The following is a 16,983-nucleotide window of genomic DNA, read 5'->3' on the forward strand; positions in this document are numbered from 1 at the left end:
TTTCAACCTCCAAAACTTTGGATATATTGTACTGCCCTTTTCAGACGCTTAATAACCTCATCTTTTCCCAGAGTCACCAGAAGATCGTACAGGCCAGGACCGACCGCCATTCCAGAGACCGCCAGCCGTGTTGGATGTATCAGCTGACCCTTTTTGACCGCCAATTCCTCGGCCAGAGTTCCCAGCGCCGTTTCCAGATTTTCCTTGGTGAAGTTTTCCAGCGCAGAAAAACGTTCGCAGAGTTTCTCAAGATATTGCTGCGATTGGGGATTAAACTGATTCTTCACTTCCTCGGAATTATACTTAAATTCCGAGTGGAAGAAATATTCGCTCATGCTCACAAAATCGGTCACGCGGCGGCATCTCTCCTTCAGCAGCGCCACCACCTGAATTAAGTAATTCCACCTGGTTTCCAACCAGTACTTTGTAGTGAAGCCGGCGTTGACCAAAAGCGGCGCAACCATCTCGGCCAACTTATAATCGGGAGTCAGCTTGATGTACTCTTTGTTGAGCGCCTCCAGCTTTTCCTCATTGAATATCGGATTGGCGGCGGTAACATTTTTCAGGAGAAATATTCTCACCAAATCTTCCCGGCGGATAAGCTCACGGTCATCTTTGGGCGACCATCCCAGCAGACAGAGAAAATTAAACAACGCTTCCGGGAGTATCCCCTCTTTGCCGTACTCGGCGACATCTTTATCACCGAGGCGTTTGGAGACTTTCCGCTTGTCGGGGCGAAGAATCAGCGGCACATGCGCAAAGCGGGGTGGTTCAATTCCTAATGAACGATAAATATGAATCTGCTTGAAAGTGTTGCTGATGTGGTCATTGCCGCGGATAACATGGGTGATGCCCATCTCGTAATCATCTACCACAACAGCCATATTATAAACAGCCCGGCCATCGCCGCGGCAGATGACCAGATCCTCGATTTCATCATTCTGCCGCGTAATATTCCCCAGCACCATGTCCTCATAAGTGGTGGCACCTTCGGGGATTCTGAGACGTACCGCACATGGCATATTTCTCGCCATAAGCTCGGCGATTTCCGCCTCGGATTTGGAGAGGCACCGGCGGTCATAACGCGGCGCCCGCTTCTCCGCCATCGCCTTTTCTCTTTCCTGCTCCAGTTCCTGCGGAGAACAAAAACACCGATAAGCATGACCACCGACGAGCAGCCGTTCGACATATGGTTTATAACTTTCCAGCCTCTGGGATTGAAAGAACGGCCCCTCATCCCAATCGACTCCGAGCCATTTCAAAGCATCCAGAATCGGCTGGACCAGATCGGAATCCGATCGTTCTTTGTCGGTATCCTCAATCCTCATGATGAATTTGCCGCCGTGATGCCGCGCAAAAAGCCAGTTAAATATGGCTGTCCGGGCAGTTCCAACGTGAAGATACCCTGATGGAGAGGGTGCAATACGTACTCTAACTTCACTTACCGGCATGTTTTCCTTCAAGAAATGATCATTCCTGCGCTTCGTCAGAAGCAAACCTCATGGTGTCTGGCTGTCAGGAGGAGGAGTAATATCAGGCGGCAGTGGTTCCACCGGTGGAGGTGGCGGAGGAGGCGGCGGTGGCGCCTGTGGCGGAGTCTGCGGCATATAGTACCCGGGTGGCGGTATTGGGGGAACGGCCGCCATTTGCACCGGAGCCTGGGTGAATTCCATTTCAAACCCCCCGATAAGCCTGGCGGCGGTGTTATAAACGAAGGCTATTATCAAGTAAATCATAGTATTGATAATGGCGCCTCCAAATCCGAAAAGGAAAGGATAGATGATCAAAAGAATCCCCACCGAGGGCATACCCTCTTCGGGAAAAGGCATCATCTTCATTCCGCCCAGGTTGGATGCGACCGAGAAGATTAACCCTACAAACAGGGCAAAAAACAGTCCGATGATAAACCCGACTATCAGGTTGATTATAAAGGATACTTTGATCAGAGACCAGTATCCGATTGATTTCAATTCCAGCTTCATGAAGTTTTTCCTCCCTCTATTGAGTCATTCAGCTTTCACTGAGGCAATGAAATGAAGAGTATGGTTTCTTTCTCTATTTCTGCCGGATAATGAATCGGGCGTCAACAGCTTTCGATTTCCCTTTTGCGGAGCAGGCGATAAAGGGATTAATATCAATTTCGGAGAACTGATCAAAATCCGATACCAATTGTGAAAGACGCAACAGCGATTCCTTAAGCGTGATTAGATCGATCGGCATGGAGCCGCGGAAGCCGGTTAGAAGCGGATATGACTTAAGGTTGCGTATCATTTCATCGACGTCAAAATCGCTCAATGGATTTATCCGGAAAGCAACATCCTTGAGTATCTCCACATAAATACCGCCCAAGCCGAACATGATCAGCGGTCCAAATGAAGGATCGGTGGTCATACCGATAACCGTTTCCACCCCGCCGGTGACCATAGCCTGCACCACCACCGAAAACTTCTCGTTCTTCTTCAGCGTGCCGACTTTTTTCTTGAGAGTGACAAAAGTATCGCGGACTTCCTTGGCGGTTCGCAGATCCACGACCACAGCGCCAAATTCGGTTTTGTGTAGAATCTGCGGCGTATTGATTTTCAGAACGACCGGATAGCCGACTTTTTCCGCCAGCGCGACCGCCTCCTTATCCGTGGAAGCAATTTCGTAGAGCGAGGACGGGATGCCGTAGCGGGATAAGATCTCCAGCGCCTCACGCCCGATAATCGCCTTGTCCCCCCTCTTGACCGCGCGATCGATTATTTCCTGAACACCTTTCTTGTCCACCGAGAAATTCTTGTATTTCCCTTTGGGCCGTTCCAGCCATCGGCGATAAATATCAATTTGCGAAAGAGTCTTGGCCACCGCCTCAGGGAAAATATAAACCGGCACACCGTGAGTTTTTAGATAATCAACGGCGGCAGAACCCTCGCCCGCGCCCATAAAGCAGGTCAGTACCGGCTTCTTGCTTCCCTGAACGCCTTCATAGATTGACTTTGCAACCTCCATTTGGTCGATAGTTACCGGTGGTACAAATATCGTGAATATGGAATCGAAGTTCTTATCATTCTTGACCACATTGAGAGCCGCTTTGAATTCGGCTCCTCCGGCTCCTGCGACAAGATCCAGAGGGTTATTTACTTCACCCTGACCGGTCAGAGCCTTCTTAAGTTTCAGTTTGGTCTCACCGGTGTATGGAGCCAGGGTCATACCCAGACTGACCAGCGCATCAGTGGCCAGAAGGGCCGGGCCGCCGGCATTGCTGACAATCGCCACCCGGTTCCCTTTGGGAATCGGCTGATTGGCCATCGCCGCAGCAACATCAAAAAGCTCTTCGATAGATGACACGCGCAGAACACCGCATTGATCGAACAAAGCGTCAACGCCGACATCAAGCTCGGCCAGCGCGCCGGTGTGCGATGAAGCCGCCGCCGCTCCCTGCCGGGTTCGGCCGGCTTTCACCGCTACAATCGGTTTCTTGAGCGATATCTCGCGCGCAATCTTGGTAAAATGCCGGGGATTGCCGAAATTCTCCAGATAAAGCAGAATAATATCGGTATGCGGATCATCCTTCCAATATTCAAGAATATCATTGGCCGAAATATCGGCTTTATTGCCAATCGAAACCACCATTGAGAATCCAAGCCCGAGTTCACGGGCATGGTTCATTATCGCCTCGCCGAGTCCGCCGGACTGGGAGATAAAGCCCACCCGCCCGGGAAGAGCGCGGGTCTTACCGAAAGTGCAGTTGAGGCTGTATTCAGGGTCGGTGTTGACAACGCCGAAGCAATTGGGACCGATCATCCGCATCCCATATTTATGGACAATGCCGAGAAGCTGATTCTCCAGCTCCACCCCCCGGCCGCCGACCTCCCTGAATCCGGCCGAGATTGTCACTAACCCTTTGACCCCTTTCTGGCCACACTGCTCAGCTACCGCCGGAACAATCTCACGCGGGACAACGATAATGGCCAGATCGACTGAGTCGGGAACATCAAGGACAGTGGAATAGGATTTTATGGAATGGATGACACTGGCTTTAGGATTGACCGGGAAGACTTTCCCGTTGAATTCATTGACTATAATATTATGTAGGATTTCCCTGCCGATAGTCCCTTTTTGCGTGGAAGCGCCGATAACCGCCACCGATTTCGGCTTGAAAATATATTCGATACCTTTCATTAACAACCTTTCTAATCATCTTTTTGCTCGCCCTCAGGCGAGCCCGAATAAAATACGTATATCAGACTGTCAAACAACCACTTATTGAGAAAAAAGTCAAGGGGAATTTGGGAGGCCTGATATTGATATTACCGGTAACGGGCGCAACTGGCAATTGCACAGATGTCATCATTTGATGACAGAAAGCCAGAACCGGTCGACATAATTAAGGCCGGTAGTGGCGGGCTACCGGCCTTGCTGGGTGAGGTAGGGATATAAGGGGGAACTAGGTGCTTTCCTCATCCGAGAGATCAATCATTTTTAATCCGGCGGCGTAGTCGGTCACTCGTTCGTGGGTGATATTCATAAGTTTCTGGGTCACATCCTTAATTCTTAGAGCAGATTCTTCAACAACTTTCAGCTTCTTTCTCAAATCCTCATCAAGGTCTTCCCGCTTCATCAGGAGCAATTGCACGTTCCCCAGCACGGCGGTCAGGGGATTATTGATTTCGTGGCTGACTGCCGCGGCGGTTTCCTTGATTGCCTCAAGACGTTCCTTCTTGATTCTGGTGGCGATATCCGCCGCAGTTGGTTCCGCGCCGCCGGCAACTATTGCCAACGAGAGCGCCGCCGCCAGCGCCTCCAGAAAGAAATCCTCTTTAACCAGTGTTCCGGTGCCCGGCTGAACACCAATCACCGCCCCAAGCACGTTCTCCCCTTTTTTAAGTGGGAGAGTGAATGTTGCCAGTGGTTTCTCGCCGCCAAACGACATATAGGCGGAGACCAGTTTCCTGTTCTTGCGAAGATTCCCAAAAAGCTCCTGCTCCAACTCAAGAAGGACTGTTTTTTCCTGTTCTGTTTCGGCAAAGGTCACAGTCAGAGCGGGAGTTTCCTGGTCATCCCAGAGAACCAGCGTCCCGGCGGAAAGGCCGACCAGTTTAACCGCTCCGCGAAGCGCTCTCTCGGCGGTCTCGGAGGGGCTGCCTCCCGAGGAGGCCGAAATAGCGATATCACGCATTATTTCGAACTGGCGGAGAGCTTTCTGTTCAATCATTTCGTGGGACATATTTGACCTCGACAGGTATTGACGCAAAATATATGCCTTTGGAACAGTTTGTAAAGGGAGCAGTTACAGTTAAAGGGAACTTTTATAGGGAAAATGCATTTTATTATTCTATATAGAGTTATGAGACAGCAATTCATAGCTGATGAATGGTGATTATTTATGGCTGAGAGAATCTGCAACTTGTTTCACATTTATACCCTCCGAGGCATTAGCCGCTTGACAACTGGAAAGCACCATATTAGATTCATGGCTTTTCGGAGACGGTGGAAATGATTGAATCGCATCTGATACATGACAACTGCGGGGTCTTTGGGATTTTCGGCACCAACCGGGCCGCCGAGCTCACCTATTTTGGACTGTACTCGCTTCAGCACCGCGGGCAGGAGTCGGCCGGAATAGTCAGCGCCGGGAACGGGCAGGTGCATATTTATAAGGGGATGGGTGAAGTCAACGAGGTTTTCGCCAACAAGAAATATATTGACCGTCTCAAAGGGAATATTGCGATCGGACATACCCGCTACTCCACCACCGGGGCCTCCTCGCTGACCAATATTCAGCCGTTCCTGATAACCAACCAGAACCAGAAACTCGCGATTGCGCATAACGGCAACCTGACCAACTCTTACCGTCTTCGCACGCACCTTGAGAAGGAAGGCTCTATATTCCAGACCACTTCCGATACGGAAATCATCCTGCACCTGGTGGCTCTCTCTAAGAGCCGCACCTGGCGCAACCGTATCTGTGAAGCGCTCACACAGGTAGAGGGATCGTATTCGCTTCTGTTTTTGACCGAAAATTCGATTATCGCGGCGCGCGACCCGTTTGGATTCCGGCCGCTGGCGATTGGAAAGCACAACGGCAGTTTTGTGGTCGCTTCGGAAACCTGTGCCTTTGATATTATCGGCGCCAAGTATCTCCGCGAGGTGGAACCGGGCGAGGTAATCGAGATATCTTCCGAGGGAATCAAGTCGGTATTCCTTCCCCGTAAAGAGAGACATGCTTTCTGCATTTTCGAATATATCTATTTCGCCCGTCCCGATTCGATGATATTCGGGGAAAATGTCGACAAGGTGCGTCGTCGCCTGGGGCGCCAGTTGGCGATCGAGCATCCGGCTGAGGCCGATATCGTCATCGCCATTCCGGACTCGGCCAACACCGCCGCGCTGGGGTATTCCGAAAAATCGGGGATCAAGTTTGAAATCGGCCTGATACGCAATCATTATGTCGGGCGGACCTTTATCGACCCGGAGCAGACAATCCGGGACCTCGATGTTAAAGTCAAATTCAACCCGGTCAAGGGGGCGATCAAGGATAAACGGGTGGTGGTGGTGGATGATTCCATAGTTCGCGGGACGACCTCGAAAAAATTGGTCAAGTTGATTCGGTCGGCAGGGGCAAAAGAGATTCATTTCCGGGTCTCCGCGCCGCCGATTATCTCCCCCTGTTTCTTTGGTATCGACATGCCGACCCGGAAGGAGCTGATAGCTTCCGCCAAGACTATCAAGGAGATAGGGGCGTATCTTGAAGTAGATTCTCTGGGGTATCTCTCGATTGAGGGGATGCTTTCGATGCCCTCGTTGCCGCACGACAATTTCTGTGTCAGTTGTTTTTCGGGCAAGTATCCGGTCAAAATAGAGAAAGTCACCGACAAGCTCCGGCTGGAAAAGCTGTAATTCCTTTTTACCGCACATAGCAAATCTGCTTGCTCTTGTCATTCTGGGCTTTGACCCAGAATCCAGAAAGCCGCAAATCAGTTCCACCTAAGCTGCCACCCCCTGGATCCTGGATCAAGTCCAGGATGACAGCTATTGCGTTTTTCGTACACACGAATACCTCTTCCCTCCTTATGGCGGTTCAATTGGCCACCGAGTCTAGTGTGCCACAAGGAGTTAGGGCGTGCCAAAAAAAGCGAAGCCAAATTAATACAGGCCAATTGCATGTGTGGCAAGAGGATGACAGGATTTGGCTTTGCTTTCTGAGATTTCTAATCGTTTTTCGGGCCGTTTGAATTTGGCGTAAGTTGCATGTGTAACAATGCATTAAACGTGATGGATCTGACCAAGTAATTTGGGTTTGTTTCTTCATTTATTAATTATTCCAGTCAATTTTCAATCTCAAAAGAGCATAAGTTTAGCCGGGAATAATCTGGTTTTATTCAGATATTCCGATAACTGTGTTCTCTATAAATGGGGGGTGGTGGCAAATCACCATCGATTCGATATATATTTTGATTGAAGAAGAATTGTCGGGTTTCTCAATTCCTCTTGCGAGGAATTTTCGGAACCCGACCTACGGCAGCTACAGACATTCCTATGGCCGTGCTCTCTAGCAATGGGGGTTGCCCGGAATTCACCATCGGTTTGACGGGGATTTTGAAATTGGCGGGGGAATACTACCCATTCGCAAAACCCTTCGGGATTTTGCGCTGCAAAACTGCGCTGTTTCACGGCGCAGCATAGGTGGGTTGAGGCACCTGGCTTTGCGTCATTCTTCCTTTATTACGGGCACTTCGAAGATCAGGGGTACGCCGGACCTGAATGCCTTACCTACGGCGATGGCCTGCCTAAAGCGCAAGGCAGGAAGTGCCGCAACCATTTCCGCACCCATATAGTTGAGCAGGAAATCGGAACTTGTCCTATCGAACTGCTGAAACGCCACTATAGTATTGCATTGAGTCAAGACTGTTTTGGAAACGTTGGCGGTTCGCTGTGCAACCACAATGAAGCCAACGTTGTACTTCCGGCCTTGGAGGGCGATTTGGCTGATGCTGTTCACTAAAGATTGAGCCTTCTTCTCCTCCACACCGATGAAATTCCATTCTGGAATCACTGTGTGTGCTTCCTCCAGAACAACGCACACCTGCTTGCCGAAGTTGGCATCTTGCCTCGCGACCTGGAAGAGCCCATGAAAGAACCACTTGGTATATTCCAGGATGCCGGTTGTGTTTGAAACATCTGGGAGCTCGAATAGTGCGAGCGTCTTGTCCGACTGCATGAATACCTTCACTGCTTCGTAAAAGCGCTCCTTTAATATTTGGGTCATGTCCGCAATGAGTTTCTTGTTCTGCTGGCTCCCGAACTTTTCTAGTTCCGTCGAAAGCAGATTTATCGCTTCAAAAAGCTCTTTTTTGTGCGCATCTGTGACCACATTCGCCGGCGCGAGATTCGGAAACTTGTTGCGATATTCATTTGTAAAGTCGACACAAATCACCTTGGTGCCATTGACGATTATATTTCGAATCAGGTCGCGGCAGAAAACGGACTTACCCGATCCCGTAATACCGAGAATTGCCGTGTGGTGTGTCACAGCTTGTCGTAGGTTCATCAGCACGGGATAGTTAGTTCCAGGAATGGACCCAACCTGCTTTTCCCCTTGCTGTGCAACGTACTCAGGCGCATGCGATGCCATGAATAGAGGTGTATTGATTTCGGGAACCCAACCATACTTCTCGAAAAGCAAACGGTCGGGATCCCAGATCCCGAGCTGGACAGATTCACCGACGACCAGACCTGCCTCATTTTTCTGCTCCAACGCTTCGATTTCTGTAAGGCCTTGGGTGACCTGGTAAAGCACTTTCTTACCGGACACATGTGCCTCGAGCAAATTTCCTTCGGAAATCCCAAGACGGCCTGCATAGTCGAAACGCAATTTCATGATGCTGGATCGCTCGATAACCAGGCCAACAAAGCGCCCAAGAAACTCGGGCACAATGCACCCCTGGATCTTAGATACGACGTTCGTAGCACCGATCTCGGTGTGTGGTTCGGACCCGAGCGCTTTAAGGATATCATCGGTGGCAAGAATCTTGATCCACTGCTGTTCGTTCAAGAGGAAATTGTCGACAATCATCCCTTTGAAAACACGGTGCCCCTCGTCCATGGAGTAGCGAAATGCGACTATGTCAAATCGCCTTACTGGAACGCGCTCGGTGTAGAGCTTTGCCAGAAACGTGTTCCGTGATTGGACCCCGATTATTTCGCCAATGTCGAGGCCAGCCTTTCGCCTCGACCGCCACGACGAGAGCACAAAGCCCTTGGGGTCAATGAGAAGGATCACCGATGCATAACCTGCTATGACGAGAAACCGACCGGATTGACTGTCCACGTAGAACAAAAGAGTTAGGAAAAACAGCACAAAGAAGAGAAAGCGCCCGTTCCCGAAGAAGACAGAGAACCTCTTTAGAGTCGATGAGACGCGGTTCTGCATCGCCGCTGACGACTTATTGTCGTCCAGCAAGAGTAGCGCGACCAGTGACGTCAGCAGGAGAAGGAGGTTGTATCCAAAGAAGATCCAGTACCATCGGCCGAGCTTCGACAACTGGGGGTGAAGCGGCGACAGCAACAGCAAGATCGCGATAGTTGATGCCATGACGTCAGTTGGTGACGTGAAGAAATGCTCAAGGAAGAGCGTAACGAACGATAGCATAAGCAACGAGGAAAAAAGGACCACGGACTGCTCTGAAGACGGAAAGAAACGACCTGTTGTGACGAAAAAGATCACCATCAGGAGGAAGAAGTTGATTATGAAGAGTGTGATCCGCCCAGATTTGGTCACGCTGCTCTATCTCCTTTCGCACCCATTACAGGGGCCTAAAATTGATTATTATGAATTCGCTTGACAACCCAAGTACTGCCTCATGTGCTGCATAAGCCGCCTGCGAAACGAGTATCGCATCTTTCCAGTTTGTAGTCGATCAATTCACCCATTTTCAAGTATTGCGCCGTTTCTTTGAGCGTTAGACGCTGTGCCAATTATCGTAAATTGCCGAAGCAATGTCAATCAGAATTACGCGCATGATATAGCGGAGGCGGATGACAAGTCAAGCAATAAATTCCTCTTTCGATGACCGGAGATCTGATTTCTGGATTCCCTGCTGCAGCGGGGAATGACATTTCTTTGCGTTGCAGGAACGTTTGTCCAGCCGGATTATCTGTCAGGAAATCCCGACAAAAGTCGGGACTGACGGCGCGATATGGGCGTATTTCAATACGCCCCTACAATTACGTCCAGGACATTGGCACAAAGGACATATTTCAAGACGCCCACGAGTAAGGGGCAAGCGGTTACAAAACGGCATTTTTCCGCCGATAAGAGGAGAAAAGGTTGTTGACAAAAACGGAATTACGGGTATATTTAATTGAATTGTATCAAGTTACCTGTCTTTTGGACTGATAATAATGGCGTCTGCGCCGTATATATTAAAAAAAATCGGAGGTAAAATGTTTCGGCCACGCAGGATTTTCTTCAGCGCTTTATTTCTCACCACCATAATCCTCACCCAACTGTCTCTGGGCGCACGCCCGGAGCCGACCAAAGATGCCGGTCTGGTTCTTCAGAAACGAGCCGTGCCGGTTAAGCCAATATCAACCCAAATTGCGCCCGAGGCCCAGATGTCGCGGGTGGTTGTGAAATTCAAAGAGGGGTCACAGGTGCGGCTGCGCGGCAGCCAGTTTGTGGCGAAAGAAGGATTTTCGATTAAAGAGGCCGAAGCCCTATTAAAGCCTTACACCAACGGGCGGCTGAACCGCCTGTTTGGGAAATCGGAACAGGTGCTGGATAAAGCAAAGGAAATATATGAGGCGACCTCGCGCCGGCAGTTGGCCGATCTGAATTTGTACTATAAAATCGATGTGGCCGGCAATGCCGAAGCCGAGCAGATAATCGACCGCCTGAATGGGCTGGATATCGTTGAAATAGCTTATTTCGAGCCGGTTCCGGAACCGGCCGGCAAACTCGATATTTCCGCCACGCCCAATTTTGAACCGAATCAGGATTATCTGAAAGTCGCGCCAGGCGGAGTTGATTCTTATTATGCAAGGACGCAGCCGGGCGGCGACGGTACGGGAGTGAAAATTATCGATATCGAGTACGGCTGGAATATGACCCATGAGGATTTGGGTCGGGCACTGGGGAAACTGATTGCCGGGGATCCGAGCCGAAAGGATGACCACGGCACGGCGGTGTTGGGAGAAATGATTGCCACCGATAACGGATTCGGTGTCACCGGTATCAGCCCCGGAGCGGATGTTGGAATGGTATCGGTTGAGGCGCTGGGTGTTTCGGAGGCAATATTGATGGCGGTGGACAATCTCAATCGCGGCGACTTGCTTCTCATCGAACTGCATGCTCCCGGGCCGCATTATAATTTTCAATCGCGCACCGATCAGCTTGGGTATGTCTGCATGGAATACTGGCAGGACAACTTTGATGCGCTTCAGTACGCCTGGGCCAGAGGAGTGGTAGTTGTGGAGGCGGCCGGCAACGGCGCGGAAAATTTCGACGATTTGAATCTCTACGGTCAGTTGTTCGATACGACCAATCGCAACTCGCATGCTATTCTGGCGGGGGCCGGGGCGCCGCCGAGCGGGGTCTATGGCACCGATCGCTCAAAACTGGGATTTTCCAACTATGGCGCCAGGGTGAACCTTCAGGGATACGGCTACGGAGTTTATACCACCGGGTACGGCGGTCTTTACAACGGCGGCGGCGATACCAACCAGTATTATACGGCGACCTTCGGCGGAACATCATCAGCCTCGCCCATCGTAACCGGCTCGATCGCCTGCCTTCAGGGGTACTACAAAGCGAATTACGGGGCGGTTCTTACCTCGGATATGGTACGAACAGTTATGACGGCGACCGGCTCGCCTCAACAGGGTAATACCAGTCTGCATATCGGGCCTCGTCCCGATCTGGCCGGGGCAATTCTGAATTTGACTCCTCCCCCGTCACTGTATACCGAGCCGATTTATATTGATACTACTGTGGCTCAGGGAAGCACGTTAAACATTCCGGTCTGGCTGCACAATCGTTCCAATACCTACGGGCTCGATTTTTCCATGGTTGGAAATGACAGCCTTCCCAAAGCACCTATTGGCAACTGGTTGGAGGCCTTGCCCTCATCCGGGACGGTAAATGCCGCCGATTCGATTCAAGTCACGGTTACTCTGGATGGTTCCGTGGTACCCTCAACATTGGGCAATTACAAGGGGATTATAGAGATTTCCTGGAGCCGTTCCGGTCAGACACTTGATTCGATTGCGTACGTTCCGGTTTATCTTCAGGTGCCGTGCAGCGCCGATACCACTTTCAAGATTTATGCCAGCGGCGAACCACAGGGGCCGACTTACAACTGGATCAATGCCAAGACTATCGGGACATTGATACCGCAGAGCAGTTTCTACAATCATTTTGCCTCGACCCCGCTTGATGATGGGACATCGGGGCCGTTCGACCTGCCTTTCGCGTTTCAATTCTACGATACTACTTACTTGAAGTACTATGTCGGGGTAAACGGCGCTATTTCGTTCACGAACGCCGATGTCAATAATAACGGGTTTTATGAATTTCTCCATATCCCGGGAAACCCGTTCACCACTTTTGTCGCTCCCTTCTGGAACGATTTGACAATGGATGCCGCCCGCGACGGACACGGCGATATTTATATCTACAATAGCTCCACGCACGATTCAACTGTTATTGAGTGGTACCGGGTCGGTAATTTCAATTCTACCGGCGATACGCTGACTACTTTCGAAATCATACTGACCAAGTGGGGCGATATAACTTTCCAGTATCAATCGGTCGGCACGACCGGGCTGAATAACTCGGCCCTCATCGGTCTGAGCAAGATTGATTGCCAGTGCACTCCATATTGCGATTCCGGCACGCCGTCCGAGCATGTCGTCAATAATTTGGAAGCGGTCCGCTTTGACCAGCCGGTGAAAGTCATGGCGGGTGATGTTAATGCCACCGGGCTGATTAATATTTCGGATATCACCTACCTGATTAATTTCCTTTATAAAGGCGGGCCGGCGCCGGTACCGCTTATTTCCGGTGATGTCAACTGCAGCGGACTCACCAATATTGCCGATATAACCTACCTGATTAATTATCTTTATAAAGGCGGGCCGGATCCGTGCTACTTCATAATGTAGCCGGAAAAATGAGATTGAATAAAAAGGCCCGAAACGGGCCTTTTTTATTACTTATGGCACCATGGGGATGAATCAAAGAAATGGGAACATGGTTGCACGGGAGAGTTCCACCCAGTACTGCGGGAAACATCCCAGCAGCAGGGTGCCGGTGGCGGTAATCAGCAGCGCCAGAAGCAGGGCCGGGCGGTAGGCCACAGGTCGGAATTCCTGTTCCGGTTTCCCGAAATAGGCCGCCACTACGACACGGAAGTAATAGTAAACGGAGACAAAGCTGTTCATGACGCCGATAACTGCGAGCCATATATATCCACTGCGCACGGCCTCCGAGAAAATATAAAATTTGCCGAAGAAGCCGGCCGTCGGGGGAAATCCGGAAAGGGCCAGCATGAAAAGGGCCAGCAACGCCGCCAGATAGGGATGGCACCCGGAGAGGCCTTTCATCTCGTCGATAAGAGCATTGCTGCCGATACGACTGTCGATGATAGTAATCACCGTAAAGGCGCCAAGATTGAAGAAAGTGTACGCCAGAAGATAATATACGGCCGAGGAAACCGCACCCTCTCCCCCGGCGGTCAGAGCCACCAGAATGTACCCCGCATGGGCGATAGAGGAATAGGCCAGCATCCTTTTGATATTGCTTTGATATATGGCTAGGATATTGCCGACGGTCATAGTCAGAAAAGCGAGAATCCAAAGGAGCGAGGTAATCTCGGGGATCTGGGCAAAGCCGAAGATAAGAATTCTAAGCAGAGCGGCAAATCCGGCCGCTTTCGGCGCCACCGAGAAATAGGCGGTGACCGGTGTCGGCGCCCCCTGATAGACATCGGGCACCCACATATGGAATGGCACGGCCGCCACTTTGAAACCGAAACCGATTAGAACCAAAAACGCTCCCGTATAAAGGAAGAGGCCGGAGTGAACTCTAAGAAAACTCAATTCGGCCGCGATTATTCGCAAATCGGTGGTACCGGCGGCGCCGTAGATCAAGGCGATGCCATAGAGCAGAAAGGCGGTGGCAAAAGCGCCGATTATGAAGTACTTAATCCCCGATTCATTGGAGTTGGGGTCATGACGGGCGAACCCGGCCATGACATACAAAGGTACCGACATTATTTCGAGACCGAGGAATATCACGATGAGATCTGAACTGGAGGCCATGGTCATCATGCCGACGGCGGAGAAAAGGAGGAGTGCATAAAATTCGGGACGTTCCAGGCTACGGCCCTGCAGATAATTTCGGGCCATAAGCAGCGTTATGGCCGAAGCGGAAAGGAATATCACTTTGAACAGTACAGCAAAATTATCGACCTGGACCATGCCGTAGAATCCGGATTCGGGGTTGTTCCAGCGCTGTATCGAGAGGAAGATAGCCGCCAGAAGCGCCAGAAAAGCGGTATAGGCAATGACGCCTCTGTTTTTTATGATATTCCCCGCAATCAAGATAAGCATTCCGACGGCGAGAAGAAGAATCTCCGGCGCAATAATCCCGGGGTTTATGGTCGATAGATCAATTCTCATAATTACACTCAAGTTGGAGCATCGCACCGATGCCCTCGCTTAAAATCCTCAGCCCCCACCAAAGCCAACGGTTACTTTTCCGTTCTCTACGATAATCGGCACTATGGCTTTTCCAGCGGACAGCCTGAGAGCTTCCTCTTTGGCTTCATCCGAAGAATAGACATCAATCTCCTTGAAAGAGATACCCTGACCCGTGTAATGCTCTTTGGCCGCGGCACAATAAGGGCAACCCGGCTTCGTGTAAATGGTGACATTTTTCATATTACTCGCCATGTATCTTCAGGCAAAAGTTTTGTGATTTCTCCATTCTAGAGGAATATTCCGGGAGAAGATTCTTCAATGCCTGCTGTTCCCTGGCCTTATTCACAATCTGGATAATATTCTTCACGGCCGGCTCCATCCGGACAAAGAACGGTTTGGGATAGATGCCGATCCAGAAGATAAGAATCACCAGGGGTATTAGCACCAGCTTCTCGCGCCCGTATAGGTCGTGCAGGTTCTGATTGGCAACGTTCGTTATCTTGCCAAAAATAACCCGCTGCAACATCCACAGCATATAGCAGGCGGCCAGAATGACGCCGGAGGCACCTAGTACGGCATAGACCGGATTGACTTTGAAAGTCCCCAGCAGTATGAGAAATTCACCGATAAATCCGTTGGTGAGAGGCAAGCCAATGGAGGAAAGGGCCACAATCATAAAGAAAGTCGAGAAGACGGGCATCGATTTGGCTAATCCTCCAAAGTCCGCAATTTGCCGGGTGTGGCGTCGCTCATAAATCATCCCGACAATTAAAAAGAGAGCACCGGTGGAAATTCCGTGATTTATCATTTGTATCACGGAACCCTCCAGGCCCTGGAGATTCAGCGCCATCATTCCGAGCATGACAAAACCGAGGTGCGATACCGAGGAAAAAGCCACCAGGGATTTGATATCGCGTTGCACCATCGCCACCAGCGCACCGTAGATTATACCGATAATGGCCAGCACCGAAATCAAAGGAACGAATTGCAGGGTGGCCTGCGGGAAAAGGGGAAGGCAGATGCGGATAAAACCGTAAGTACCCATTTTCAACAGCACTCCGGCGAGAATAACGGAGCCCGCAGTCGGCGCCTCCACGTGGGCATCGGGAAGCCAGGTATGGAAGGGCCAGAGCGGCACCTTGATGGCAAAGGCCAGGGCGAAAGCAAGAAACATATAGGTCTGCGCGCCCAGTGGAATGGGCATCTGATAGAGTTTCAAAAGGTCAAAAGTGTACTCACCGGTATATGTATGATACATGAAGAAAAGGTACAACAGGGCCACCAACATCAAGAGCGAGCCGAACATGGTAAAGAGAACGAACTTAATCGCGGCATAGACCCGGCGCGGGCCGCCCCAGAAACCGATAAGGAAATACATCGGTATCAGCATCGCCTCCCAGAAGACATAAAAGAGAAAGAGGTCCAGCGATACAAAGACGCCAAGCATCCCGGTTTCCAGGAGGAGCATGCAAATGTAGTATCCTTTAACGCCGGTTCTGATGGCGCCCCAGGAGGATACAATTGCAATAAGGGAAAGTATCGTCGTCAGCATGATAAGCAGAAGCGAGATGCCGTCGATACCCAGATGATAGCTAATGCCGAATCCGCTTATCCAGGGAATATTGATTTCAAATTGCATGCCGTTGGCATAGGGGTCAAATCCGGCGTACAGGAATAAGGAAATAAGGAAAGTGATAAAAGCGATAATGATGGCGACCCCTTTGATGGAGTCGCTCCGACCGGGCGGAACAAGTAATAGCAGGCCGGCCCCTAACAGCGGGAAAAAGGTAACCAATGTCAGAATATCTATATTCATATCACCTTAAGGCAAAATACCCAATAATCACAATCACACCCGCAAGAAAGATAGTGGTATAGGTTCTGATCGAGCCGGTCTGAATCCGCCTGACGCCAAGCGACATATCACCGACCAGAATGGCCAGCCCGTTGAGGAGACCGTCAATGAGGATGACATCGATAATTTTCCAAAGAAAGAGCGACAGTCCGACCAGCGGGCGAACAATGACAGCATTATATAATTCATCGATAAAGTATTTTCCATAAATCAGACGGTACAGGCCGGAGACTGATTTTTGAATCCTTCCCACCAGCCCGATGTTCTTCACATACAGATAATCTGAGAGATATATGGAAAGCAGTATCAGTGCCACCGAAACGACCATAAGAATCATTTCGGTATTGCCATTATGCACCGAAGCGGACAATGCCTGCGCTGATTCGGCTGCGGGATGCTCTCTCATCACCGGCTCGAGGAATTTTTCAAACTGATTGCTACCGCCA

The 16,983-nt window shown here is 50.5% G+C and carries 11 protein-coding genes; 2 read left to right on the forward strand and 9 right to left on the reverse strand.

Going from position 1 to position 16,983, the window contains the following annotated elements:
* Positions 1 to 2 precede the first annotated feature (2 nt).
* From gltX to NT002_04810, 4 genes are all read right to left on the reverse strand, one after another.
* Positions 3 to 1,451, reverse strand: coding sequence for a glutamate--tRNA ligase (gene gltX / locus NT002_04795; GenBank protein MCX6828581.1), 1,449 nt, complete (start codon positions 1,449 to 1,451; stop codon positions 3 to 5).
* Positions 1,452 to 1,499: 48 nt separating this feature from the next.
* On the reverse strand, positions 1,500 to 1,982 hold the full coding sequence (locus NT002_04800; protein ID MCX6828582.1) for a DUF3566 domain-containing protein: 483 nt from the start codon (positions 1,980 to 1,982) through the stop codon (positions 1,500 to 1,502).
* Positions 1,983 to 2,055: 73 nt separating this feature from the next.
* Positions 2,056 to 4,161, reverse strand: coding sequence for an acetate--CoA ligase family protein (locus NT002_04805; protein ID MCX6828583.1), 2,106 nt, complete (start codon positions 4,159 to 4,161; stop codon positions 2,056 to 2,058).
* A 265-nt stretch (positions 4,162 to 4,426) separates the two neighbouring features.
* The gene (locus NT002_04810) at positions 4,427 to 5,206 is read right to left on the reverse strand and encodes a hypothetical protein (GenBank protein ID MCX6828584.1); all 780 of its coding nucleotides are present in this window, start codon (positions 5,204 to 5,206) and stop codon (positions 4,427 to 4,429) included.
* Between the two features lie 269 nt (positions 5,207 to 5,475).
* Here NT002_04810 and purF point away from each other — a divergent pair, with 269 nt between their 5' ends.
* Complete coding sequence (purF, locus tag NT002_04815) at positions 5,476 to 6,879, forward strand: amidophosphoribosyltransferase (GenBank protein ID MCX6828585.1); 1,404 nt, start codon at positions 5,476 to 5,478, stop codon at positions 6,877 to 6,879.
* Positions 6,880 to 7,690: 811 nt separating this feature from the next.
* Here the strand turns inward: purF and NT002_04820 are convergent.
* Positions 7,691 to 9,760, reverse strand: a complete 2,070-nt coding sequence (locus NT002_04820; protein ID MCX6828586.1) for a DUF87 domain-containing protein — start codon at positions 9,758 to 9,760, stop codon at positions 7,691 to 7,693.
* A gap of 665 nt (positions 9,761 to 10,425) precedes the next feature.
* On the opposite strand from NT002_04820, the gene NT002_04825 reads away from it, so the two are divergent.
* The gene (locus tag NT002_04825; protein MCX6828587.1) at positions 10,426 to 13,143 is read left to right on the forward strand and encodes a S8 family serine peptidase; all 2,718 of its coding nucleotides are present in this window, start codon (positions 10,426 to 10,428) and stop codon (positions 13,141 to 13,143) included.
* Positions 13,144 to 13,215: 72 nt separating this feature from the next.
* Here the strand turns inward: NT002_04825 and NT002_04830 are convergent, their stop codons facing one another.
* The 4 genes from NT002_04830 to NT002_04845 form a co-directional block, all read right to left on the reverse strand.
* A complete protein-coding gene (locus NT002_04830; GenBank protein ID MCX6828588.1) occupies positions 13,216 to 14,661 on the reverse strand; it encodes an NADH-quinone oxidoreductase subunit N in 1,446 nt (481 codons plus the stop codon).
* Between the two features lie 48 nt (positions 14,662 to 14,709).
* Positions 14,710 to 14,922, reverse strand: a complete 213-nt coding sequence (locus NT002_04835) for a Uxx-star family glutaredoxin-like (seleno)protein (protein ID MCX6828589.1) — start codon at positions 14,920 to 14,922, stop codon at positions 14,710 to 14,712.
* A 1-nt stretch (position 14,923) separates the two neighbouring features.
* The gene (locus tag NT002_04840) at positions 14,924 to 16,498 is read right to left on the reverse strand and encodes an NADH-quinone oxidoreductase subunit M (protein MCX6828590.1); all 1,575 of its coding nucleotides are present in this window, start codon (positions 16,496 to 16,498) and stop codon (positions 14,924 to 14,926) included.
* 1 nt (position 16,499) lies between these two features.
* Positions 16,500 to 16,983 (reverse strand): hypothetical protein (locus NT002_04845; protein MCX6828591.1); only part of this gene is annotated, 484 nt, incomplete at its 5' end.

It is taken from the genome of Candidatus Zixiibacteriota bacterium, assembly GCA_026397505.1.
GTDB lineage: Bacteria > Zixibacteria > MSB-5A5 > GN15 > PGXB01 > JAPLUR01.

Bases quoted from the DNA above. Each gene is read 5' to 3' on its own strand.
- NT002_04830 (MCX6828588.1), bottom strand. From the start codon at position 14,661: ATGAGAATTGATCTATCGACCATAAACCCCGGGATTATTGCGCCGGAG.
- NT002_04810 (MCX6828584.1), bottom strand. From the start codon at position 5,206: ATGTCCCACGAAATGATTGAACAGAAAGCTCTCCGCCAGTTCGAAATA.
- NT002_04800 (MCX6828582.1), bottom strand. From the start codon at position 1,982: ATGAAGCTGGAATTGAAATCAATCGGATACTGGTCTCTGATCAAAGTA.
- purF (MCX6828585.1), top strand. From the start codon at position 5,476: ATGATTGAATCGCATCTGATACATGACAACTGCGGGGTCTTTGGGATT.
- NT002_04835 (MCX6828589.1), bottom strand. From the start codon at position 14,922: ATGAAAAATGTCACCATTTACACGAAGCCGGGTTGCCCTTATTGTGCC.
- NT002_04805 (MCX6828583.1), bottom strand. From the start codon at position 4,161: ATGAAAGGTATCGAATATATTTTCAAGCCGAAATCGGTGGCGGTTATC.
- gltX (MCX6828581.1), bottom strand. From the start codon at position 1,451: ATGCCGGTAAGTGAAGTTAGAGTACGTATTGCACCCTCTCCATCAGGG.
- NT002_04825 (MCX6828587.1), top strand. From the start codon at position 10,426: ATGTTTCGGCCACGCAGGATTTTCTTCAGCGCTTTATTTCTCACCACC.
- NT002_04840 (MCX6828590.1), bottom strand. From the start codon at position 16,498: ATGAATATAGATATTCTGACATTGGTTACCTTTTTCCCGCTGTTAGGG.